Here is a 20816-nt window from a genome sequence, read left to right as displayed (position 1 = left end):
ACGGCGGCATGTCGGAATTCGCTGAGGCTTATTCCAACCTACGGTGTTGAGCCGGCACCCGTCGGGCAACCACCGCAATCAGCACCAGTACCGGCAAACCCAGTGCGGCGGTGCCGGTAAAGAAGCCGGCGTAGCCGATGGCGTCCACCACCAGGCCCGAGAAGCCGGCCACGAACTTGGGCAGCAGCAGCATCACCGAGCTGAACAGGGCGTACTGGGTGGCGGAAAAGGCCACGTTGGTCAGGCTCGACAGATAAGTGATAAAGGCGGCGGTGGCAATGCCGGCGCTCAGGTTGTCGAGCGAAATGATCACCGTCAACAGGCGCACGTCCGGGCCCAGCTGGCTCATCAGTGCAAACAGCAGGTTGGTGCCGGCGGTGAGCAGGGCGCCCAGCATCAGAATGCGCAGGGTGCCAAAGCGGCTGACCAGTACACCGCCCACGGCGGCTCCGGCCAGGGTCATGATCACCCCATACACCTTGGTGACGGTGGCGATTTCGGTCTTGGAAAAGCCCATGTCCACGTAAAACGGATTGGCCATCACCCCCATCACCACGTCGGCAATGCGGTAGCTGGCGATCAACCCCAGGATCAACAGGGCGTGCCAGCCAAAGCGCCCGATAAAATCGGCAAAGGGAGCCACCACGGCACTTTTGCCAAAGGCCATCAGCCCCGCCAGCCAGCCGGGCCAGCCGGCGGTGACCAGCCGGGCGCGGTGCTCCTGCTGTGAGCGCTGCTGCGCGCCCAGATCCACGTCGGGTTCGTGCAGCAGCAAACAGGTGATCACCCCCACCAGCATGCAGCCGGCCATGGCCAGGTAGGCGGTTTGCCAGCCTGTCATGTTATAGCCGGTGTCGGACCCGGCCCAGGCGGCGATGGCCAGCGCCCCGGCGCCCGCCAGGATCATTGCCAGCCGGTAACCGGTCATGTAGGCGGCGGCCAGCGCTCCCTGCAGTCGTTCCGGGGCCGATTCGATGCGGTAGGCGTCGATGACGATGTCCTGGGTGGCGGATGCAAAGGCCACCGCCAGGGCGAACAGCGCCAGTTGGGCGAGATCCGTGGTGGGATCGGACAGGGCCATGCCCGTCAGCGCCGCCATGATGATGCCCTGGGAGAACAGCATCCAGCCGCGCCGCCGCCCCAGCCAGCGGGACAACAGCGGCAGCGGCAGCCTGTCCACCAGCGGCGACCACAGCCACTTCACCCCGTAGGCCAGCGCCACCCAGCTGAAAAAGCCGATGCTGGTGCGACTGACGCCGGCCTCCCGCAGCCAGAATGACAGGGTACCGAACACCAGCAGCAGCGGCAGACCGGAAGAAAACCCCAGCGCCAGCATGATCAGCACCCGCCGCTCGGTGTAGAGCGACAGGCTTTGCTGCCATTTCAGAACCCGGGCGAGAATGGCTTAGCTCCCGCTCAGGCGGCGAACCTGCTCAAGCACGATGGGCTCTTCCGGTACGTCCCGGGCGCGCAGTTGCAGGCTCATGCCGGTGGGCACGGCGGCCATACGCTGCAGCACCTCTTCCCCCTTGACCACGCGGCCAAATACGGTGTAGCCGGCGCGGCGGCCGCCATCCAGCGAGGGGTTGTCGCCGAGGTTGATATAGAACTGGCGGGTGGCACTGTGCGGGTCCTGAGTACGGGCCATGGCAATGGTGCCGGTGGTGTTCGACAGGCCGTTGCCCGACTCGTTCTGCACCGGATCATAGGTGGGCAGGCGATCAAAGTCGGCGTTAAAGCCGCCGCCCTGCACCACAAACCCCGGGATCAGCCGGTGAAACAGGGAGCCGGCATAGCTGCCGTCGTCCACATAACGCAGAAAGTTGGCCACGGTGTGGGGCGCAGCCTGTTCATTGAGCTCCACTTCCAGCGTGCCCATATTGGTGACCAGCTCCACGCGGGGGGCGGCCAGGGCGGCGGTGGCGGTGAACAGGCCCGCCAGCAGTATCAGTAGTTTTTTCATTTAGTTACCGTTGATAAAGCTCTGTACGTCACGATCGGCGAGAATGTCCTGCACCATCAGGCTCAGCTGCTGGTTGAGGGCCTCGGTGACCGGGGCCAGCTCGGGGTGCAGGCGGCCGGGGAATTCCTGCTGGGCGCTGCGGCGATACTGCTTGACCACGCGGCGGCCGTCCCGCTCCAGCACCAGCTGTACCCGCACCTTCTGCACCACGTCATAACTGATGTGGCCGCGAATGACCCGGGACAGCACCTCCTGCAGCTCCAGGGTGGCACGGGTGTTGGCACCCTGCTCGATAAAGGCGCCCTGCGTGCTGAATCCCTGCGCCAGGGCCTGCTCCATCTGCAGTCGCAGGTTGTTGGCGGCACCCACCACCACCGGCGACTTGTCTTTCTGCTCAATCTGAATAATGAAATCGCTGGCCCGGTTGTCGGCGCTCGACAACGCCAGGGTCTGGCCCCGGTACACGCCGCCGCCCACCTGGGCCGGTGCCGGGTTTACGTCCACCGCAATGGGGTAGTAGCTGGCGCAGGCGGTCAGCCCCAGGGCCAGCAGGGGAGCGGTCAACCATTTGATGCAGTTCATGAATATTTCCTTCAGGCGGTATGAATGGCTCTCAGAATAACGAATTTGCGGTTGGATGCCACTACCCGCTGATTGCCGAACAGCCGTTTGAGCTTCTGGTGGTAGTCCAGGTGGCGGTTGCCCACCAGCAACAGCTCGCCGCCCCGGCGCAGCACTCGGCGGGCGTCGGTCATCATCTGCCAGGCAATATGATCGGTAATGGCCTGCTGCTGGTGAAAGGGCGGGTTGCACAGCACCAGATCGGCGCTGTCGGGGCCCATGCCGTCGAGACAGTTATTGACCACAAAGCGGGCGCGCTCCATGGCCTCCGGCAAATTGCGTTCCACATTCAGGCGGGCACTTTCCACCGCCATATGCGATTCGTCCACAAAGGTCACCGTGGCTTGCGGGTTACGGGCCAGGGTCATCAACCCCAGCACGCCGTTGCCGCAACCCAGATCGATTACGCGTCCGGGGCGATTGGCGGGCAGGTGCTCCAGCATAAAGCGGGCGCCAATATCCAGGCTGGCACGGGAGAACACGCCGGCGTGGTTATGAAGGGTGAAATGGGTGCCTTCCAGCGGCCAGGACAGCGGCGCGGGGGCGGCCATGGGGGCGATATTCATATCCCGCTCGGCAAAGATCAGCCGGGCCTTTTTCCAGGCCAGGCTGGTACGGGTGGGGCCAAGCATCTGCTCAAACAGTTTCAGGGTGGAAGTGTGCACGTCCTTGGCCTTGGCGCCGGCCACGATTTGAGTATTCGGCCCGGCCACCCGGCTGATGGCGGCGAGCTGGTGCTCGAGCATGGCGTTGGTCTTGGGCAGCTTCATCAGCACCAGGCCGGGAGTCCCGGGTAACTCTTCCAGGCTGTTGAGCGCACGCCAGCCGGGCTCGAGCCCGTTGTCGGCGGCGTTGGCGGCCAGGGCCAGTTCGGCAATGCGCGAGTCGGTCAGGGTATAAGGCCGGTGCGAATGCAGCCCAAGAGTGAGGGCGCCAAAGCCGTCGTTGAGAATCACCAAGGGCGCATGCCGGTCCCAGTCCAGGGTGGCCAGCTCGTTCATGATATATTCGTCCGCCGCCTCCCAGGCCTGCAGGCCGTGACGGGCCTGGCGCGGATAGCGGTGCAGCTCGAGCTCGCCGCCTTCGGGCAGGGGAAAGTGATGATTCATGGGATTCATGCCTGCTGATTGCAAAGGGCGGCATTTTACCAGTTTGAAGGGGAAAATCAGCATGCAGCTATGGCCCGAGCCCGAGTGGCTCACGCTCAACCAGGGGCGCCTGTTGTGGTGGCCCGATGCCTTTGCCGCCGAGGCGGACGCCTGGCAGGCGAAGTTAAGCCGGGACATTCCCTGGCAACAGCACCGGCTGACGATGTTTGGCCGGGAAGTGCACGAGCCCAGATTGTCTTGCTGGATGGGGGACTGGCCTTACCGCTACTCCGGCCGGGAGCGCCGGCCCGAGCCCTGGCACCCGTTGGTGCAAGACATTGCCCAGCGGCTTGAGGTTATCTGCGCTCAGCCCTTTGACGGCGTGCTGCTCAATCTTTACCGCGACGGTCACGACAGCATGGGCTGGCATGCCGACGATGAGCCCGAACTCGGGCGCAACCCCATGATTGCCTCGGTCAGCCTGGGCGAACGCCGGCGTTTCATGCTGCGCCATGATGGCGGCGAGCGGCGCGAGCTATGGCTGGAGCACGGCAGCCTGCTGGTGATGGCGGGAGAAATGCAGCATCATTGGCGCCACGCCCTGCCCAGAATGACCCGGGCCGGGGGCCAACGAATCAACCTGACTTTTCGCAGGCTGGCCACACCGGAGTGAAAGCGGGTGAAGGTTGTGCCTGTCATCTGTCCTGATATTTACGAGGAGAACGCCATGTCGATGCAAAGCACCATAGAGCACAAGGTCAAGGAGGCACTGACGCCCGAGCACCTGGAGGTGATTAACGAAAGTTACATGCACAGCGTTGCGCCGGGCTCGGAAACCCATTTCAAGCTGGTGGTGGTGAGCCAGGCCTTTGAAGGCCAGCGCCTGCTGGCCCGTCACCGCACCCTCAACGGCCTGCTGGCCGACGAGCTGGCCGGCGGCGTGCATGCCCTGGCGCTGCACACCCTGACCCCGGCCGAATGGCAGGAACGGGGAGCGGTGCCTGCCAGCCCCAACTGCATGGGCAAGGGCGGCGCGTCGGCCTGAGCCGGCTGTTATTCACGGTTAGCAAATTTGTTATAAGGCGGGGTTCGTTGAAAAGCGCTTCCATTTTGGCGCCGCTTGCGACCAAAGCATGATTCTTCCTTCAAAATCATGGCCTTATTTTTGCTTGGCGAAATATCAGGCAAGCCAATTTTGCTGGCGGTGACGGTAATTTTTAGTGATTGCCGTGGCAGCCGCAACGGTAAAAGTGCTAGAATTACGCGCCTTTTAAATCGGGCTGGATGTTACCGGAGTGTAGTCGTGCTGTTGTCAGGGCGATGCGAACATGCCGGTAGCGACTCATCAGCATGTTGTCATGCTCAGCATGGCAAGTACCTGTCTTCCCCTAACAAGTAGTGCAAGTGAGTATGATTACAATTAAAAAAGGACTGGACCTCCCAATTGCCGGGGCACCAGAGCAAGTAATCTACGATGGTCCTGCCATCAAGCGCGTTGCTACGCTGGGCGAGGAGTATGTGGGTATGCGCCCTACCATGCACGTCAAGGTAGAGGATCGCGTCAAGAAAGGTCAGGTTATCTTCGAAGACAAGAAGAATCCTGGCGTCAAGTTCACAGCTCCCGCCGCCGGTACAGTGGTTGAAATTAACCGTGGCGCCAAACGTGTGCTGCAATCCGTTGTTATTGCCGTTGATGACAGCGAAGAGCAGATTACTTTCAAAAGCTACGGCTCTGCCGAACTGGCCAAACTGGAACGTGAAACCGTGCAGGAGCAGCTGGTTGAATCCGGCATGTGGACCGCCCTGCGCACCCGCCCCTACAGCAAGGTGCCGGCGCTGGGCTCCACTCCGCGCTCCATCTTCGTTACCGCCATGGACACCAACCCGCTTTGCGCCAATGCCGAGCTGGTGATCAAGGAAAACGCCCAGGCGTTTACCGACGGCCTGCAGGTGCTGAGCCGCCTGACCGACGGCCAGGTGCACGTGTGCAAGGGCGAAGGCAGCCTGCCTCAGGCCACCGCCGGTAACGTCAAGGAACATGTGTTCGGTGGCGTACATCCGGCCGGTCTGCCCGGCACCCACATTCACTTCATCGACCCGGTCGTGCCTGGCAAGGTGGTCTGGTACATCAACTACCAGGACGTTATCGCCTTCGGCAAGCTGTTCACCACCGGTGAAATCTGCACCGATCGCGTGGTGGCACTGGGCGGACCCGTGGTCAACAAGCCGCGTCTGCTGCGCACCCGCCTCGGCGCCTCTCTGGATGAGCTGACCGCAGGCGAGCTGCAGGACGGTGAAAACCGTGTGATTTCCGGTTCGGTACTGTCCGGCAATACCGCCAATGGTCCTCACGCCTACCTGGGTCGCTACCACCTGCAGGTCTCCGTGCTGAAGGAAGGCCGCGAGAAGGAATTCATGGGCTGGCTGGCCCCGGGTTCCAACAAGTTTTCGGTCACCCGTGCCTACCTGGGCCACCTGGCCAAGGGCAAGCTGTTTGACCTGACCACCACCACCAACGGCTCTGCCCGTGCCATGGTGCCAATCGGTAACTACGAGCGCATCATGCCGCTGGACATTCTGCCGACCCTGCTGCTGCGTGATCTGCTGTCCGGCGACACCGACAGCGCCCAGAGCCTGGGCTGCCTGGAGCTGGATGAAGAAGATCTGGCGCTGTGCACCTATGTGTGCCCGGGCAAGTACGATTACGGCCAGGTGCTGCGTCAGTGTCTGACCAAGATTGAGCTAGAGGGCTAAGAGAAATGAGTTTGAAGCACACTCTGGAAAAAATGGAACACCATTTCGAACCGGGTGGTAAATACGAGAAGTTTTACGCCCTGTACGAAGCGGTGGCCACCGTGCTCTATACCCCGGGCATGGTTACTCGTCGCTCCTCCCATGTGCGCGATAGCATCGACCTGAAGCGCATCATGATCATGGTGTGGATGGCGACCTTCCCCGCCATGTTCTTCGGCATGTACAACACCGGTGGCCAGGCCATTGCGGCCCTCACCAACATGTACAGCCCGGCCGATCTGGCCGGTGTGATCGATGGTAACTGGCGTTACGGTCTGGCCGAGAGCCTGGGGGCAACCCTGGGTGACGGGGCCGGCTGGGGCAGCAAGCTGCTGCTGGGTGCCACCTACTTCCTGCCCATCTACCTGACCGTGTTCCTCGTCGGTGGTTTCTGGGAAGTACTGTTCGCCTCCGTGCGCAAGCACGAAGTGAACGAAGGCTTCTTCGTGACGTCCGTACTGTTCGCCTTGATCGTGCCCGCCACCCTGCCGCTGTGGCAGGCGGCCCTGGGCATTACCTTCGGTGTGGTCATGGCCAAGGAAATCTTTGGCGGTACCGGCAAGAACTTCCTCAACCCGGCGCTGGCGGGTCGTGCGTTCCTGTTCTTCGCCTACCCGGCCGAGATCTCCGGTGACACCGTGTGGACCGCCGTTGACGGCTTCTCCGGCGCCACCGCCCTGGGCCAGTGGGCCGCCGGCGGCCAAGCTGCCCTGATGGATGCCAACACCGGCGCCGTCATCAGCTGGATGGATGCCTTTATCGGTAACATTCAGGGTTCCATCGGTGAAGTGTCTACCCTGGCCATCCTGCTCGGCGGCCTGTTCATCGTCTACCTGGGTATTGCCTCCTGGCGTATCGTGGGCGGCGTCATGGTCGGCATGGTGGCTACCGCGACCCTGTTCAACCTGATCGGTTCCGACACCAACGCCATGTTCTCCATGCCCTGGCACTGGCACCTGGTGCTGGGTGGTTTCGCCTTCGGCATGATGTTCATGGCCACCGACCCGGTATCCGCGTCCTTTACCAACAAGGGCAAGTGGTGGTACGGCGCCCTGATCGGCGTCATGGTGGTGCTGATCCGCGTGGTCAACCCGGCCTTCCCCGAGGGCATGATGCTGGCCATTCTGTTCGCCAACCTGTTCGCTCCCCTGTTCGACCACTTTGTGGTTCAGGCAAACATCAAACGGAGGCTGGCCCGTGGCTAAGAAAGAAACTATCGGCAGAACCTTTGCCGTTGTCGGCAGCCTCTGCCTGGTCTGCTCCATCATCGTATCCGGCGCCGCCGTGATGCTGAAGCCGACCCAACAGCGCAACCAGGCGCTGGACGTTCAGACCAACATCGTCGACGTGGCTGGCCTGGGCCGTGACAATGTGGCGGAAACCTATGACCGCTTCATTGACGCCCGCCTGCTGGATCTGACCACAGGTGAGCTGACCGACCAGTCTGCCGCCGGTTACAACCAGCGCAATGCCGCCAAGGATCCGGCCACCAGCATCGCGCTGAGTGGAGAAGAGGATCCGGCCGGCATTCGCCGTCGCGCCAACCTGGCCCCGGTATACCTAGCCAAGGATGAAAACGGCGAGCTGGACAGCATCATTCTGCCGGTACACGGTCAGGGCCTGTGGTCCACCATGTACGCCTTTGTGGCGGTAGCCCCCGATGGCAACACCATCAAGGGCATCACCTACTACGAGCAGGGTGAAACTCCCGGACTCGGCGGTGAGGTGGAAAACCCCAGCTGGCGTGCCCAGTTCGTCGGCAAGAAACTGTACGACGAAAACGGCGAGCCGGCGCTGAAAGTGGTCAAGGGCGGTGCCCCCGCCGGTGCCCCTTCCAGCGTTGACGGTCTGTCCGGTGCTACCCTGACCTCCGACGGTGTGCAAAAAACCTTTGAATTCTGGCTGGGTGAGAAAGGCTTTGGTCCTTTCCTGGCCAAGGTTCGTGAAGGAGAACTGAACAATGGCTGATAAAGCTGAAATGAAAAAGGTTCTGTTCGGTCCCATCATCGGCAACAACCCCATCGCCCTTCAGGTGCTGGGTATCTGTTCTGCCCTGGCGGTGACCTCGCAGATGCAGACGGCATTCGTAATGTCGCTGGCGGTAATTGCGGTAACGGCGTTCTCCAACCTGTTTATCTCGCTTATTCGCAACCAGATCCCCAACTCGGTACGGATTATTGCCCAGATGGCGATCATCGCCTCCCTGGTAATCGTGGTGGACCAGATCCTGAAAGCCTACGCCTATGACATCTCCAAGCAGCTGTCGGTGTTCGTTGGCTTGATCATCACCAACTGTATCGTCATGGGTCGCGCCGAAGCCTACGCCATGAAGAGCCCGCCCATGATGTCGTTCCTGGATGGCATCGGTAACGGCCTGGGCTACGGCCTGATCCTGCTGGTGGTGGCCACCATTCGTGAGCTGTTCGGCTCCGGCACCTGGTTTGGCATTGAAATCCTGCCGCTGATCAAAAATGGTGGCTGGTATCAGGCCAACGGCCTGCTGCTGCTGCCGCCGAGTGCCTTCTTTATCATCGGGGGCTTTATCTGGGTACTGCGTACCTTCCGTCCCGAGCAGGTGGAGGCCAAGGAGTAAAAGATGGAACATTATCTGAGTCTGTTTGTTCGTGCGGTGTTCATCGAGAACCTGGCACTGGCCTTCTTCCTGGGCATGTGTACCTTCCTGGCGGTGTCCAAGAAGGTAAAGACCTCCTTTGGTCTGGGTGTGGCCGTTATCGTGGTACTGACCATTGCGGTACCGGTGAACAACCTCATCTATAACTTCATCCTGAAAGACGGCGCCATGGTCGAAGGCGTGGATCTGAGCTTCCTGAACTTCATTACCTTTATCGGGGTAATTGCGGCGCTGGTGCAGATCCTGGAAATGACCCTGGACAAGTTCTTCCCGGCGCTTTACAACGCCCTGGGTATCTTCCTGCCGCTGATCACCGTGAACTGCGCCATCTTTGGTGGTGTGTCCTTCATGGTGCAGCGGGACTACAACTTCGGCGAGTCCATCGTCTACGGTTTTGGTTCCGGTGTAGGCTGGATGCTGGCTATCGTGCTGCTGGCCGGTTTGCGTGAGAAGATGAAGTATGCGGATGTGCCCAATGGCCTGCGTGGCCTGGGTATCACCTTTATTTCCGCCGGCCTGATGGCCCTCGGCTTCATGTCTTTCTCTGGCATTTCTCTGTAAACCCAGTGACGGAAAAGGAATAAACGATGGAAATCATTCTAGGCGTGGTCATGTTCACCGTGATCGTGCTGGCCCTGGTAAGCGTCATTCTGTTTGCCAAGTCCAAGCTCGTCGCGGAAGGGGATGTGACTATCAGCATCAACGACGATCCCGAAAAGGCGATTACCTCAGGTGCCGGTGTCAAACTGCTGGGTGCCCTGGCCGCTAACGGTATCTTCGTATCTTCTGCCTGTGGTGGCGGTGGCTCCTGTGGCCAGTGTCGTGTGCGGGTACTGGACGGTGGCGGCGAGATCCTGCCCACCGAACTGGATCACATCTCCAAGCGCGAAGCCCGCGAAGGCGAGCGCCTGTCCTGTCAGGTGAACGTCAAGCAGGACATGAAGATCGAACTGCCGGAAGAAGTGTTCGGTATCAAGAAGTGGGATTGTGAAGTTATCTCCAACGATAACAAGGCCACCTTCATCAAGGAACTCAAACTGAAGATCCCCAACGGCGAAAGCGTGCCTTTCCGTGCCGGTGGTTACATTCAGATTGAGGCGCCGCCTCACCACGTCAAGTACAAAGACTTCGATGTGCCCGAGGAATACCGCGAAGACTGGGATAAGTTCAAGATCTTCGATCTGGAGTCCAAGGTAGACGAAGAAGTGATTCGTGCCTACTCCATGGCCAACTACCCGGAAGAAGAAGGCATCATCATGCTGAACGTGCGGATCGCGACTCCGCCGCCCAGCAACTGGACCGCTCCTCCCGGCAAGATGTCTTCCTACATCTGGTCTCTGAAGGCCGGCGACAAGGCCACCATTTCCGGTCCCTTTGGTGAGTTCTTCGCCAAGGAAACCGACGCCGAAATGGTATTTGTTGGCGGTGGTGCCGGTATGGCACCGATGCGTTCGCACATCTTCGACCAGCTCAAGCGCCTGAACTCCAAGCGCAAGATCAGCTTCTGGTACGGTGCCCGCTCCAAGCGCGAGATGTTCTATGTGGAAGACTTTGACGGCCTGCAGGAGCAGTTCGACAACTTCCAGTGGCATGTAGCACTAAGCGATCCCCAGCCCGATGACAACTGGGACGGCTACACCGGCTTCATTCACAACGTACTGTTCGAAAACTACCTGCGCGATCACGAAGCGCCGGAAGACTGCGAATACTACATGTGTGGACCGCCCGTGATGAACGCCGCCGTTATCAACATGCTTAAGAACCTGGGCGTTGAGGACGAGAACATCCTGCTGGATGACTTTGGTGGTTAAGCACTGATGCTGACTCGCGTAATCAACTGGCTGGCCCCATTGGGGCTGGCCTTTTTATTGGCGGCCTGCCAGCCGGCGAACGACGCCGCCCCGCAGTTGCACCTGACCGGCAACACCATGGGCACCTACTACTCGATCAAGGTAGTGGGCGCCGAGGATGACCGGGCAACGGCGCTGCAGGCGGAGATCGACCGCCGGCTGGAGCTGGTCAACGATCAGATGTCCACCTACCGAAAAGCTTCCGAGCTGAGCCGGTTTAATCAACATCGAAGCGACACGCCCTTTGCGGTGTCGAGTGATACTGCAAAGGTGGTGACCGCGGCGCTGCAACTGGGTCGGCTGACCGACGACGCCCTGGACGTGACCGTGGGTCCGCTGGTTAACCTGTGGGGCTTTGGTCCCGATGCCAGGCCCACGCAAATTCCCAGTGATGCGCAACTGGCCGAGGTCAGGGAACGAACCGGCCTCGACCACCTGAGTGTGCTGACCGCCGCCGACGGCGACTACCTGCAAAAGTCATTGCCTGAGCTGTATGTGGATTTATCGTCCATCGCCAAGGGCTTTGGCGTGGATGTGGTGTCGGAATACCTCTCCGAGCAGGGGCTGACCAACCATTTGGTGGAAATCGGCGGTGAGGTGAGAACCAGCGGCCTGAACGCCCATGGTCAGGACTGGCGCATTGCGGTGGAAAAACCCGGCCAGGGTGAGGGCATGGTGCAGCAGGTAGTGGCCCTGGCCAACACCAGCGTGGCCACCTCGGGGGATTATCGCAACTACTATGAGCTGGACGGCAAGCGCTTGTCTCACACCATGGATCCGACCACAGGCAAGCCGATCACCCACCGGCTGGCGTCGGTGACAGTGATCCATCCATCCTGTATGATGGCGGACGGTCTGGCCACGGCGCTGACGGTGATGGGAACAGACAGGGCGCTGTCCTTTGCCGAGGAGCAGGGACTGGCGGTTTATCTGCTTACCAAAACGGACGACGGTTTCAGGGTGGATATGTCCAGCGCCTTTAAGAAGTATCTAAGAGGTTGATATGCTGTATTTTCTGGTTACCTTCGGAGTCTTTGCCCTGGTGATTGCCGCCATGGCCATCGGCTATATCATTCAGCGCAAGACCATCTCCGGCTCCTGTGGCGGCCTGGGCGGTATCGGCGTGGAGAAGGCCTGCGATTGCCCGGATCCGTGTGATAACCGCAAGAAGAAAATGGCCAAGGAAGAAGCCCGCCGCAAAATGCTGGAAGAAAACCGCATTATCTGATCTTTACGGCGCTGGCGGCCAGAATGTCGCCGGCGCCGACTTTCCCCCCTGATTTTCCCCTTCAGTACGCCCAATTGGCGCTTTTCGCCGCACCGAGCTCAGGTTAGTATTTAACTACTGTCTGTTTATCCAGTTCGTCAATGCGTAAAATCATTCATGTGGACATGGACTGTTTCTTTGCCGCGGTGGAGATGCGTGCGCATCCCGAATGGCGGGACATTCCCCTGGCCATCGGTGGCAGTGCCAGCCGACGCGGGGTGATTGCCACCTGCAACTATCCGGCCCGGGCCTATGGCGTGCGCTCGGCCATGCCCAGCCATCAGGCACTGCGGTTGTGCCCCGAGCTGTTGCTGATCTCCGGCAACATGGCCGAATACAAGCGGGTTTCGCAGCAGATCCGCGCCATCTTTCGGCGCTACACCGAGCTGGTGGAGCCCCTTTCCCTCGATGAAGCCTATCTGGATGTCACCGGCAGCCCGCAGTTTAACGGCAGCGCCACCCTGATAGCGGAAGACATTCGCCGGGCCATTCGTGACGAATTACAGCTCACCGCCTCGGCGGGGGTGGCGCCGAACAAGTTTCTGGCCAAAATCGCCTCGGAAGAAAACAAGCCCGATGGTCTGTTTGTACTGCCGCCGGCGGCGGTGGCGAATTACGTCAGCAGTCTGGCCCTCGGCAAGATTCCCGGTGTGGGCCGAAAAACGGTGGAAAAGCTCGCGGCCATGGGGCTGGAGACCTGCGCTCAGGCGGTGGCCGCGGGCGAAGAGACCCTGACGCGCCGTTTTGGCAAGTTTGGCCGGCTGCTGTGGCAGCGGGCACAGGGAATTGACGAACGGCCGGTGCAGGTGGACCGAATACGCAAGTCGGTGGGGGTGGAAACCACCCTGGCCGCCGACATTTATGCCGCCGAGGAAGGCCGGGAAGTATTGACCCGGCTCTGGCCCGAGCTGCGGCGCCGGCTGGGTGAGCGGGCCATTTGCGGCCTGTGCATCAAGCTCAAGTTCGAGGATTTCGAGCAGACCACGCTGTCCCGGCGCACCACGGTGCCCGAGCTGGACTCGGCGCTGAAGTTGTGCGAGCAGGCCTGGGGGCGGGCCGAGGGCCGCGGCGTGCGGCTGGTGGGAGTCAGTGTCGAGCTGGCCGGGGAAGATAGCGGCGCTCAGTTGGGCTTTGACTGGGATTAAAAGTCCCGAGTTACTTCAGATGATCCTCTTCCACAAACCAGCCCTGATTGTTTTGGGGCGTGGTGGTTGCGGGCGGGGACGGCGGCGCCACCACGGCGGCCGGACCGGATATTGTGGTGCTGGCCGTGGAGCCGTGACCGGGCTCCAGCGCCGGCAGATCGCGGCCGTCGTTGGGGTGGGCACTGGCCTGTCGAGCCGGTGCAGCACTGTGATCATGCTGAATGCCGGGGGCCAGCTTGCGGGTTTCGTCGAGCAGCTCGCGACCGAAGTCGAGCGCCCGGCTGAGAATGTTGTCGGCCAGGACCGGGGTGGTGACCAGTGCCAGCATCAGTAACAGGGCCTTGGATTTCATGTCGCCTCCGAAAGCAATCAATCGTGTCGAATAATACGCCAAAACCGAGGCCGTGAACACGGCCCCGACAGCCCGGGTTGACGTCAGTTGTCGCGGTCGGGAATCTGTGCCAGTACTTGCACCAGCAATTGCCAGAAGCGGGACACGGCGTCAATGCTGACCCGCTCGTCGGGCGAGTGGGCGCCCTGAATGGTGGGGCCGAAAGACACCATGTCCCAGTGAGGGTAGGCGCTCTTGAACAGGCCGCATTCCAGTCCGGCATGGATCACCTTGACCGCCGGCAGGGCACCGAACACCTTCTCGTGGGTGTCGAGCACCAGCTTCATGATGGGAGAGTCGGGATTGGGCTGCCAGCCCGGGTAGGCACCGTCGAAACGCACTTCGGCCCCGGCCAGTTCAAAGACCGCCGCCGTCATGGTCGCCACCCTGTCCCGGCCGGCATTGTCGAGGGAGCGGATCAGGCACTGTACATGCACATGATCCTCGCGAGTGGCAATCACCCCCAGGTTGGTGGAGGTCTGGGTCACTTCCGGCATGCTGCGGCTCATGGCCATGACGCCGTGGGGGCAGGCCAGCAAGGCGCGCACCAGTTGCTGCTGCATGGCGTCACTCATGACGCGGGCAGGCATGTCATTCGGGCTCAGCGCCAGTCGAATGCGGTCATCCACACCATTGAATTCCGCGGCATACTGCCGTTGATATTGCGCCAGCAAGGTATGCAGGTGTTCACTCTTTTCCTCGGGGACCAGCAGCAGCGCCGAGGCTTCCCGGGCGATGGCATTGCGCAGGGTGCCGCCGTCGAGGCTGCTCAAGCGGGCATTGCCGTGGCGGGTAAGGACATGCAGCAGTTCCGCCAGCAGTTTGGTGGCACTGGCCCGGCCCTGGTGAATATTGATGCCGGAATGACCGCCGCGCAGCCCGGTGATGGACAGGCGAACGGCGCGATAGCCGGCGGGCACCGGTTCGGCCTGATAGGGCAGGGTGATGTTGGCGTCCACGCCCCCGGCACAGCCCATATAGACATCGCCGTCCTGCTCGGAGTCGGTGTTGAGCAGAATTTCCCCTTCGAGCCAGCCGGGTTGCAGGCCAAAGGCGCCGGTCATGCCGCTTTCCTCGTCGACCGTGAGCAGTACTTCCAGCGGGCCATGGGCCAGGTGAGGGTCGGCCAGCACCGCCAGGCAGGCGGCCATGCCAATGCCGTTATCGGCCCCCAGGGTGGTGCCGGTGGCATACACCCAGTCGCCGTCGATGCGCGGGCGAATGGGATCCCGAGTAAAGTCGTGGTCGGTATCGGCATTGGCCTGGGGCACCATGTCGAGGTGGGCCTGCAGCACCACGCCCTTGCGGTGCTCCATGCCGGGGCTAGCGGGTTTTTTGATGATCAGGTTGCCGGTGTCGTCCCGACGCACCGCCAGGCCCTGAGCCTGAGCCCAGTCGATGATCCAGCGGCCAAGTGCGGCTTCGTGGCCGGACGGGTGGGGAATGCTGCAGATGGTGTCGAAAAAGCCCCACAGTGAGGAAGGGGACAGGGAACGAATGGCAGTCATGTCGTCTCCGGTAACGGTGTCGGTCGGTATGATGGCGCCAGCTTACCCTGTCCCGACGATGGGAATCCATCTTCTTCCGTTCGGCTGAGCTACCCGGGGCGAGGCCGAAAGCAGGGGGTTACTCTGTCCACTTTCGTATTAAGGAGGTGGCTCTTTGCGCTACGCTTTTAGCGGCAGGGTTGCCAAGGAAAAAGTGGTTACAACGGCCATGAAAAAGCTGTTTAGCTGGTCAAGAATGGGCGTGATCTCTATAATGCGCCCATTGTTTGCCCTAGGTTCCGTTATGGCGGGGCTGGGGTGGCCGTTCTGTTTTAAAGCCAACACCCAAAGGTTCTTTCTATGTCCAACAAATTCGTCGTCACCTGGGACTTATTTCAGCGCGAAGCCCGCAAACTGGCCGCCCGTCAGCTGCCAGCCAGCCAGTGGAAAGGCATTATTGCCGTCAGCCGCGGCGGCCTGGTCCCGGCTGCCATCCTGGCTCGCGAGCTGGGTATTCGCCACGTGGATACCCTGTGCATCTCCAGCTACGATCACAATCAGCAGCGGGACGATCTGCAGGTGTTGAAGCAGGTGAATGGTGATGGCGAAGGCTTTCTGATCGTCGACGATCTGGTGGACACCGGCAACACCGCCCGCGTGATCCGCGAACTCTACCCCAAGGCCAAGTTCATCACCGTCTTCGCCAAGCCCAAGGGTGAGCCGCTGGTAGACGACTTTGAAGTACATGTGGGCCAGGACACCTGGATTGAACAGCCCTGGGACATGAGCGTGACCTTTGTGCCGCCCCTGTGCGAGCAGGACCAGGCGTGATAAAAAGGCTCTTCGGAGCCTTTTTTACTTTTTGATGCCGGAGACGCCATGACCGAACGACAGGGCAATCTCAGCGAGCAGCTTTTTTCCAGCGTACAGCACGCCCCCGAAACGTCCACCATCGCCTTTCGCGGCCGGCGCGATGCCGGCCTGCAGGAGCCGGCCCCCTTTGTCGACGGGGCCGATCTGCCCGGCTTCTATCGCCTGCAAAAACGCGCCTTCTGGCACTGGCTTGGGCATGACAGCATCGAGATTGAAGCCACCCTGGCGCGCATGGCGGCGGCCGAGGGCCCACGGTCGGTGGAGGGCTGGCTCGACACCCTGGCCGAGTACAAGCCCGGCAACTGGGTATACGAATGGAGCCGGCTGGGCGCTGAGGCCCATCAGGCTGCGCAAGCCGCCAGTGACCAGACCGAGGCCAGGGCGCAGTTTCTGGCGGCGGCGCGTTATTTTTCCCTGGCCAGTTACCCCCACCTGAGGGGGGACCGGTTGGCGCTGCAGGCCCAGCTGCTGGCCAACCAGGCCTATCGGGAAGCGGGGCGGCGGTTGCCGGTGCCGCTCAAGGAGCTGCGTATTCCCTTTAACGGCAAGGAGGTGCAGGGCTATCTGCACCTGCCCGCCAGCGACCGGCCGTTGCCGCTGGTGATCGTCAGCGGCAGCCTCGACAGCCTGCAACTCGACTTCTGGCGTTTTTACGAGCGCTACCTGGCGCCCGCGGGCATGGCCATGCTCACCGTCGACATGCCCGGCGTGGGCTATTCCTCCCACTGGCCGCTGGTGCAGGACAGCAGCCGCCTGCACCAGGCGGTGCTGCATCATGTGCCAAACATTCCCTGGGTGGACGAGCGCCGGGTGGCCATGCTGGGAGTGCGCATGGGCGGTAATGTGGCGGCCAGGCTGGCCTGCCTGGAGCCGTTCCGGCTGCGGGCCGTGGTGTGCATCGCCGGCGCCGGCAACCTGTTCTTTACCGAACGCGAGCGCTTTATGCGCACCCCGGCCATGCTGCGGGACACCATCGCCAATCGCCTGGGCATGCACAGCAACGACTGGGAGCAAATTTACCGGCACTGTCGAGGACTGTCCCTCAAGACCCAGGGGCTGATGGGCCGCAACACCCCGGTGCCGCTGTTGAGCATTGGTCACCGTCATGACTTTATCTGCCCCGAGCCGGAGGTGCAGGCCCTGGCCGGCACCAGTTATGGCGGACGAGCGTTGGTGCTCGACAAGCTGCCGTTATTGCAGGTTTATGAAACGGCGCTGATAGAGTCCCGAGACTGGCTGCTTCGCCACCTTTGACCCAAAGCCGGTTGTTTTTTGCGCAGCGGGGGCGGCCATCCTTTACCCCCGGCTGAAAAAGCGTTACATATAGGCCAGTTACCAGGGAGGTGGTTATGAGTACTGAAGCAGTGAGTCATCAGAAGCTGTTGCGTCTGTTTGCGGCCATCGGCCCCTATCTGCGCAGCGAGCAGTCCGAAGAGCAAGCCTACTTTTTTGATTGCCTGGCGGTGTGCGCCAGCGCCAAGGTAGAGCCGGAGAAGCGGGAGTTCTGGGGCTGGTGGCTGGTGCTGGCACCCCAGGACGAGCAGCGTTTCGAGTTTCACTACCGGCTGGGCTATTACGATGCCGAGGGCAACTGGCAGGAGCGGGACATTCCCCGCAAGCATGAAGAGGAAGTGGCGCGCACCCTGCGTGATTTCTACGACAAGCTGGCCGCCTGCCTCGATGAGCTTTCCCTCAGTGCCACATCATCTCCCGAACTGGGCGACAAGCATTTGCTGAGCCCCGCCTGATGATCTGCGGTCAGGCTGGCCGCAGGAAATTTCTGTCCATACTGATATTGCCGGCGCCATGCCGGCATTGCTGTGTTGTAAAGGAGCCGCAGGGCGTTCCATGAAAGGCAAAACCATTGTTGTAAAACTGGGTACCAGTGTGCTCACCGGCGGCACCCGCCATCTCGACAAGGCACACATGGTGGAGCTGGTACGCCAGTGCGCCAGCCTGCACCGGGCCGGACACCGCATTATTGTGGTGACCTCGGCGGCCATTGCCGCCGGGCGTGAACACCTGGGCTTTCCCGAGCTGGCTGGCACCATGGCCAACAAGCAGATGCTGGCGGCGGTGGGCCAGACCCAGCTGATCCAGACCTGGCAGTCGCTGTTCAATATCTACGGCCTGCATGTGGGCCAGCTGTTGCTGACCCGGGCCGATCTGGAAGACAGAGAGCGTTACCTCAACGCCCGCGACAGCCTGCGCGCCCTGCTGGATCACCGCATTATTCCGGTGATCAATGAAAACGACGCCGTGGCCACCAACGAGATCAAGGTGGGCGACAACGACAACCTGTCGGCCCGGGCCGCCATTCTGGCCGAGGCCGATCTGCTGATCCTGCTGACCGATCAGCGCGGCCTGTTTACCGCCGATCCGCGCAACAATCCCGATGCCCAGTTGATCGAGGAAGTGCAGACCATAGACGACACCCTGCGCAAACTGGCCGGTGGCAGCGTCAGCGGCCTGGGTACCGGCGGCATGGCCACCAAGCTGCAGGCCGCCGATGTGGCCCGCCGGGCCGGAGTGGACGTGGTGATCGCCACCGGCCAGATTCCGGAAGTGGTGGGCCGGCTGGCCGCCGGCGAACGGGTCGGCACCCGTTTTCCGGCCCTGGCCACGCCGCTGGAAAGCCGCAAGCGCTGGATCCTGGCCGGGCCGCCTCCCCACGGCGAAATTCATGTGGACGACGGCGCGGTAAGGGCGGTAATGGACAAGGGTTCCAGCCTGCTGCCCAAGGGCATAGTGCGGGTGGAAGGACGCTTTCGCCGGGGCGAGGCGGTGCGCATCGTTAACCCGGACGGCCGAGAGCTGGCCCGGGGCATCTGCCGCTACGACGCTCAGGATCTGGAGCGCATTAAAGGACAACATTCAGATCAGATCGAAACCCTGCTGGGCTATGGCTACGGCAGCGTGGCCATTCACAGGGACGATCTGGTGCTTCTGTAGGAGATAACATGGATTTGCAACACATGGGCCAAGCGGCCCGCGATGCTTCTTATGTGCTGGCCGAAGCCAGCACTCACACCAAGAACGCCGCCCTGGTGGCCATGGCCGATGCTCTTGAAAAGCATGCCGAGGCCATTCTGGCCGCCAATGCGCTGGATCTCGAGGCCGCCCGTGCCAACGGCATTGGTGAGGCCATGCTGGATCGGCTGATGCTTAACCCCGCACGGCTGACCGCCATTGCCGACGACGTGCGCAATGTGGTGCGGCTGCCGGATCCGGTGGGCGCCGAGCTGGAGTCCCGCGTGCTGGAAAACGGCATGCGGCTGTCTCGCCGCCGGGTGCCGCTGGGCGTGGTGGGGGTGATCTACGAGGCCCGCCCCAACGTCACCATCGACATTGCCGCCCTGTGCCTGAAAACCGGCAACGCCAGCATTCTGCGCGGCGGCCGGGAAACCTTTCATACCAACCAGGAGTTGGTGAAGGTGATTCGCCACGCCCTGGCCGCCTGCGAACTGCCCGAGGCCTGTGTGCAGTACATCGGCGAGCCGGGCCGGGAGTGGGTGAGCGGCCTGCTCAAGCTGGATCGGTATGTCGACATGATCATTCCCCGGGGCGGCCCGGGCCTGCATCAGCTGTGCAAAGAGCAGGCGACCATTCCGGTCATCATTGGTGGCTTTGGCATCAGCCACACCTTTGTGGACGACAGCGCCGATCTGGTTCGCGCCATTGAGGTGATCGACAACGCCAAGACCCACAGGCCCAGTGCCTGCAATGCCCTCGACACCTTGCTGGTGCACGAGGCGGTGGCCGCCGCCCTGTTGCCTGCCCTGAGCGCGCGTATGGCGGAAAAAGGCGTGACCCTGGTGGCCGAGCCGGCGGCACTGCCGTTGCTGCAGGACGGTCCGGCCACGGTACGGGCCGCCGAAGCGGGTGACTTTGACACCGAATGGCTGGGGCTGACCCTGGGAGTGAAGCTGGTGGCCAATGTGGACGCGGCACTGGCGCACCTGCGCAGTTACAATGCCAGCCATTCCGACGCGATTTTGACCAATAACCTGGTCAGTGCCGAACGCTTTATCAACGGAGCGCCCTCGGCGGCGGTGTATGTTAATGCGTCAACCCGCTTTACCGATGGCGCCCAGTTTGGCCTGGGGGCCGAGGTGGCGGTATCTACCCAGAAACTGCACGCCCGTGGCCCCATGGGGCTGGAAGAGCTGACCAGCTACAAATGGGTAGGTCAGGCAGATTACCTGATCCGTCAGTAAGGGCCTGAGCCGTTTGAGCTTCGGTCATTTGTTGCGAGGGGAGAGGAATCCTATGCCATCCAAGTTGCTGGATGCCCTGTTGCTGGCGATGCCCTTGTCGCCCACGCTGGAGTCCTGGCGTCAGCATCTGCTCAGCCACCTGAACTATCCGGTGCAGGGGGCGCAGAGCCTGTTTATTGGCGATCCCGTACTGGTGATAGTGTCGTTTCAGCTGGACAGGGCCGAAGTGCTGTTGCCGGCCGTGGAGTGGCGCCACCATGATATGCAGACCACCAAGCCCAGCTCCCAGGGGGTGGTGGACGAACACAGCGGCAGCCTGGAGCAGTTGCTGGCGCTGGTGGAGGAAAGCATAGCCCTGCGTCAGAAGTCGTTTCACGAGTGCAGCCACTGCGGTCAACGTTACCCGCCCGAGGAGCTGGGTTCGCTGATGGGCGAGCCCATCTGCCGAAATTGCCTCAAGGGCCGCCGCGTGTTGTTTTAACGAACGAC

General features: G+C 61.6%; 23 protein-coding genes. 17 read left to right on the top strand and 6 right to left on the bottom strand.

Translation table 11 applies throughout. The annotated features are described in order from the left end of the window. Positions 1–28: 28 nt before the first annotated feature. From OJHNALOF_RS16400 to OJHNALOF_RS16385, 4 genes are all read right to left on the bottom strand, one after another. Complete coding sequence (locus tag OJHNALOF_RS16400; protein ID WP_094201780.1) at positions 29–1336, bottom strand: MFS transporter; 1308 nt, start codon at positions 1334–1336, stop codon at positions 29–31. Between the two features lie 69 nt (positions 1337–1405). Then, positions 1406–1963: a peptidylprolyl isomerase gene (locus OJHNALOF_RS16395; protein WP_094201688.1), complete on the bottom strand. Its 558-nt coding sequence runs from the start codon at positions 1961–1963 to the stop codon at positions 1406–1408. Further along, complete coding sequence (locus tag OJHNALOF_RS16390) at positions 1964–2545, bottom strand: YajG family lipoprotein (protein WP_094201687.1); 582 nt, start codon at positions 2543–2545, stop codon at positions 1964–1966. 11 nt (positions 2546–2556) lie between these two features. Then, positions 2557–3693: a methyltransferase gene (locus tag OJHNALOF_RS16385; RefSeq protein WP_165662714.1), complete on the bottom strand. Its 1137-nt coding sequence runs from the start codon at positions 3691–3693 to the stop codon at positions 2557–2559. 61 nt (positions 3694–3754) lie between these two features. Between OJHNALOF_RS16385 and OJHNALOF_RS16380 the strand changes: the two genes are divergently transcribed. From OJHNALOF_RS16380 to dinB, 11 genes are all read left to right on the top strand, one after another. Next, on the top strand, positions 3755–4345 hold the full coding sequence (locus OJHNALOF_RS16380; protein ID WP_165662713.1) for an alpha-ketoglutarate-dependent dioxygenase AlkB: 591 nt from the start codon (positions 3755–3757) through the stop codon (positions 4343–4345). A gap of 54 nt (positions 4346–4399) precedes the next feature. Continuing rightward, positions 4400–4717, top strand: a complete 318-nt coding sequence (locus tag OJHNALOF_RS16375) for a BolA family transcriptional regulator (protein WP_165662712.1) — start codon at positions 4400–4402, stop codon at positions 4715–4717. A gap of 365 nt (positions 4718–5082) precedes the next feature. Then, positions 5083–6426 carry a Na(+)-translocating NADH-quinone reductase subunit A gene (locus OJHNALOF_RS16370; protein ID WP_094201683.1) on the top strand — a complete coding sequence of 448 codons (1344 nt, stop codon included), beginning with the start codon at positions 5083–5085 and terminating at the stop codon, positions 6424–6426. A gap of 5 nt (positions 6427–6431) precedes the next feature. Then, a complete protein-coding gene (locus tag OJHNALOF_RS16365) occupies positions 6432–7670 on the top strand; it encodes an NADH:ubiquinone reductase (Na(+)-transporting) subunit B (protein ID WP_094201682.1) in 1239 nt (412 codons plus the stop codon). After that, positions 7663–8433: a Na(+)-translocating NADH-quinone reductase subunit C gene (locus OJHNALOF_RS16360; protein WP_094201681.1), complete on the top strand. Its 771-nt coding sequence runs from the start codon at positions 7663–7665 to the stop codon at positions 8431–8433. Before OJHNALOF_RS16365 ends, OJHNALOF_RS16360 begins: the two co-directional genes overlap by 8 nt. Further along, positions 8426–9058 carry an NADH:ubiquinone reductase (Na(+)-transporting) subunit D gene (locus tag OJHNALOF_RS16355; RefSeq protein WP_014291675.1) on the top strand — a complete coding sequence of 211 codons (633 nt, stop codon included), beginning with the start codon at positions 8426–8428 and terminating at the stop codon, positions 9056–9058. The genes OJHNALOF_RS16360 and OJHNALOF_RS16355 overlap by 8 nt, the downstream gene beginning before the upstream one ends. A 3-nt stretch (positions 9059–9061) precedes the next feature. Next, on the top strand, positions 9062–9658 hold the full coding sequence (gene nqrE, locus OJHNALOF_RS16350) for an NADH:ubiquinone reductase (Na(+)-transporting) subunit E (protein WP_094201680.1): 597 nt from the start codon (positions 9062–9064) through the stop codon (positions 9656–9658). 26 nt (positions 9659–9684) lie between these two features. Then, positions 9685–10908, top strand: a complete 1224-nt coding sequence (gene nqrF, locus OJHNALOF_RS16345; RefSeq protein ID WP_094201679.1) for an NADH:ubiquinone reductase (Na(+)-transporting) subunit F — start codon at positions 9685–9687, stop codon at positions 10906–10908. Positions 10909–10914: 6 nt separating this feature from the next. Then, on the top strand, positions 10915–11949 hold the full coding sequence (locus OJHNALOF_RS16340) for an FAD:protein FMN transferase (RefSeq protein ID WP_165662711.1): 1035 nt from the start codon (positions 10915–10917) through the stop codon (positions 11947–11949). Between the two features lies 1 nt (position 11950). After that, complete coding sequence (gene nqrM / locus OJHNALOF_RS16335; RefSeq protein ID WP_094201677.1) at positions 11951–12175, top strand: (Na+)-NQR maturation NqrM; 225 nt, start codon at positions 11951–11953, stop codon at positions 12173–12175. Between the two features lie 140 nt (positions 12176–12315). Beyond that, positions 12316–13359 carry a DNA polymerase IV gene (gene dinB, locus OJHNALOF_RS16330; RefSeq protein WP_165662710.1) on the top strand — a complete coding sequence of 348 codons (1044 nt, stop codon included), beginning with the start codon at positions 12316–12318 and terminating at the stop codon, positions 13357–13359. A gap of 10 nt (positions 13360–13369) precedes the next feature. Here the strand turns inward: dinB and OJHNALOF_RS16325 are convergent, their stop codons facing one another. Together OJHNALOF_RS16325 and OJHNALOF_RS16320 are read right to left on the bottom strand one after the other, a co-directional pair. Then, complete coding sequence (locus OJHNALOF_RS16325; RefSeq protein ID WP_165662709.1) at positions 13370–13711, bottom strand: hypothetical protein; 342 nt, start codon at positions 13709–13711, stop codon at positions 13370–13372. 83 nt (positions 13712–13794) lie between these two features. After that, on the bottom strand, positions 13795–15258 hold the full coding sequence (locus OJHNALOF_RS16320; protein ID WP_165662708.1) for an aminoacyl-histidine dipeptidase: 1464 nt from the start codon (positions 15256–15258) through the stop codon (positions 13795–13797). Positions 15259–15597: 339 nt separating this feature from the next. On the opposite strand from OJHNALOF_RS16320, the gene gpt reads away from it, so the two are divergent. From gpt to OJHNALOF_RS16290, 6 genes are all read left to right on the top strand, one after another. Further along, positions 15598–16068 (top strand): xanthine phosphoribosyltransferase, encoded by a 471-nt coding sequence (gene gpt, locus OJHNALOF_RS16315; protein WP_165662707.1) that lies wholly within the window; start codon positions 15598–15600, stop codon positions 16066–16068. A gap of 48 nt (positions 16069–16116) precedes the next feature. Beyond that, on the top strand, positions 16117–17364 hold the full coding sequence (gene frsA, locus OJHNALOF_RS16310) for an esterase FrsA (protein ID WP_165662706.1): 1248 nt from the start codon (positions 16117–16119) through the stop codon (positions 17362–17364). 95 nt (positions 17365–17459) lie between these two features. Further along, positions 17460–17858, top strand: coding sequence for a sigma factor-binding protein Crl (gene crl / locus OJHNALOF_RS16305; protein WP_094201671.1), 399 nt, complete (start codon positions 17460–17462; stop codon positions 17856–17858). A gap of 100 nt (positions 17859–17958) precedes the next feature. Then, the gene (proB, locus tag OJHNALOF_RS16300) at positions 17959–19062 is read left to right on the top strand and encodes a glutamate 5-kinase (RefSeq protein WP_094201670.1); all 1104 of its coding nucleotides are present in this window, start codon (positions 17959–17961) and stop codon (positions 19060–19062) included. An 8-nt stretch (positions 19063–19070) separates the two neighbouring features. Next, positions 19071–20327, top strand: a complete 1257-nt coding sequence (locus OJHNALOF_RS16295) for a glutamate-5-semialdehyde dehydrogenase (RefSeq protein ID WP_165662705.1) — start codon at positions 19071–19073, stop codon at positions 20325–20327. 52 nt (positions 20328–20379) lie between these two features. Continuing rightward, positions 20380–20808: a hypothetical protein gene (locus OJHNALOF_RS16290; protein WP_094201668.1), complete on the top strand. Its 429-nt coding sequence runs from the start codon at positions 20380–20382 to the stop codon at positions 20806–20808. Positions 20809–20816: the final 8 nt, after the last annotated feature.

This window comes from Oceanimonas sp. MB9 (genome assembly GCF_011319775.1).
In the GTDB taxonomy this organism is placed as follows: domain Bacteria; phylum Pseudomonadota; class Gammaproteobacteria; order Enterobacterales; family Aeromonadaceae; genus Oceanimonas; species Oceanimonas doudoroffii.
Note: the sequence above shows the minus strand (reverse complement) of the source record. Positions and strands in the feature narration are given on the sequence as shown.

Bases quoted from the DNA above. Each gene is read 5' to 3' on its own strand.
- OJHNALOF_RS16400 (WP_094201780.1), bottom strand. From the start codon at position 1,336: ATGCTGGCGCTGGGGTTTTCTTCCGGTCTGCCGCTGCTGCTGGTGTTC.
- OJHNALOF_RS16395 (WP_094201688.1), bottom strand. From the start codon at position 1,963: ATGAAAAAACTACTGATACTGCTGGCGGGCCTGTTCACCGCCACCGCC.
- OJHNALOF_RS16390 (WP_094201687.1), bottom strand. From the start codon at position 2,545: ATGAACTGCATCAAATGGTTGACCGCTCCCCTGCTGGCCCTGGGGCTG.
- OJHNALOF_RS16385 (WP_165662714.1), bottom strand. From the start codon at position 3,693: ATGAATCATCACTTTCCCCTGCCCGAAGGCGGCGAGCTCGAGCTGCAC.
- OJHNALOF_RS16380 (WP_165662713.1), top strand. From the start codon at position 3,755: ATGCAGCTATGGCCCGAGCCCGAGTGGCTCACGCTCAACCAGGGGCGC.
- OJHNALOF_RS16375 (WP_165662712.1), top strand. From the start codon at position 4,400: ATGTCGATGCAAAGCACCATAGAGCACAAGGTCAAGGAGGCACTGACG.
- OJHNALOF_RS16370 (WP_094201683.1), top strand. From the start codon at position 5,083: ATGATTACAATTAAAAAAGGACTGGACCTCCCAATTGCCGGGGCACCA.
- OJHNALOF_RS16365 (WP_094201682.1), top strand. From the start codon at position 6,432: ATGAGTTTGAAGCACACTCTGGAAAAAATGGAACACCATTTCGAACCG.
- OJHNALOF_RS16355 (WP_014291675.1), top strand. From the start codon at position 8,426: ATGGCTGATAAAGCTGAAATGAAAAAGGTTCTGTTCGGTCCCATCATC.
- nqrE (WP_094201680.1), top strand. From the start codon at position 9,062: ATGGAACATTATCTGAGTCTGTTTGTTCGTGCGGTGTTCATCGAGAAC.
- nqrF (WP_094201679.1), top strand. From the start codon at position 9,685: ATGGAAATCATTCTAGGCGTGGTCATGTTCACCGTGATCGTGCTGGCC.
- OJHNALOF_RS16340 (WP_165662711.1), top strand. From the start codon at position 10,915: ATGCTGACTCGCGTAATCAACTGGCTGGCCCCATTGGGGCTGGCCTTT.
- nqrM (WP_094201677.1), top strand. From the start codon at position 11,951: ATGCTGTATTTTCTGGTTACCTTCGGAGTCTTTGCCCTGGTGATTGCC.
- dinB (WP_165662710.1), top strand. From the start codon at position 12,316: ATGCGTAAAATCATTCATGTGGACATGGACTGTTTCTTTGCCGCGGTG.
- OJHNALOF_RS16325 (WP_165662709.1), bottom strand. From the start codon at position 13,711: ATGAAATCCAAGGCCCTGTTACTGATGCTGGCACTGGTCACCACCCCG.
- OJHNALOF_RS16320 (WP_165662708.1), bottom strand. From the start codon at position 15,258: ATGACTGCCATTCGTTCCCTGTCCCCTTCCTCACTGTGGGGCTTTTTC.
- gpt (WP_165662707.1), top strand. From the start codon at position 15,598: ATGTCCAACAAATTCGTCGTCACCTGGGACTTATTTCAGCGCGAAGCC.
- frsA (WP_165662706.1), top strand. From the start codon at position 16,117: ATGACCGAACGACAGGGCAATCTCAGCGAGCAGCTTTTTTCCAGCGTA.
- crl (WP_094201671.1), top strand. From the start codon at position 17,460: ATGAGTACTGAAGCAGTGAGTCATCAGAAGCTGTTGCGTCTGTTTGCG.
- proB (WP_094201670.1), top strand. From the start codon at position 17,959: ATGAAAGGCAAAACCATTGTTGTAAAACTGGGTACCAGTGTGCTCACC.
- OJHNALOF_RS16295 (WP_165662705.1), top strand. From the start codon at position 19,071: ATGGATTTGCAACACATGGGCCAAGCGGCCCGCGATGCTTCTTATGTG.
- OJHNALOF_RS16290 (WP_094201668.1), top strand. From the start codon at position 20,380: ATGCCATCCAAGTTGCTGGATGCCCTGTTGCTGGCGATGCCCTTGTCG.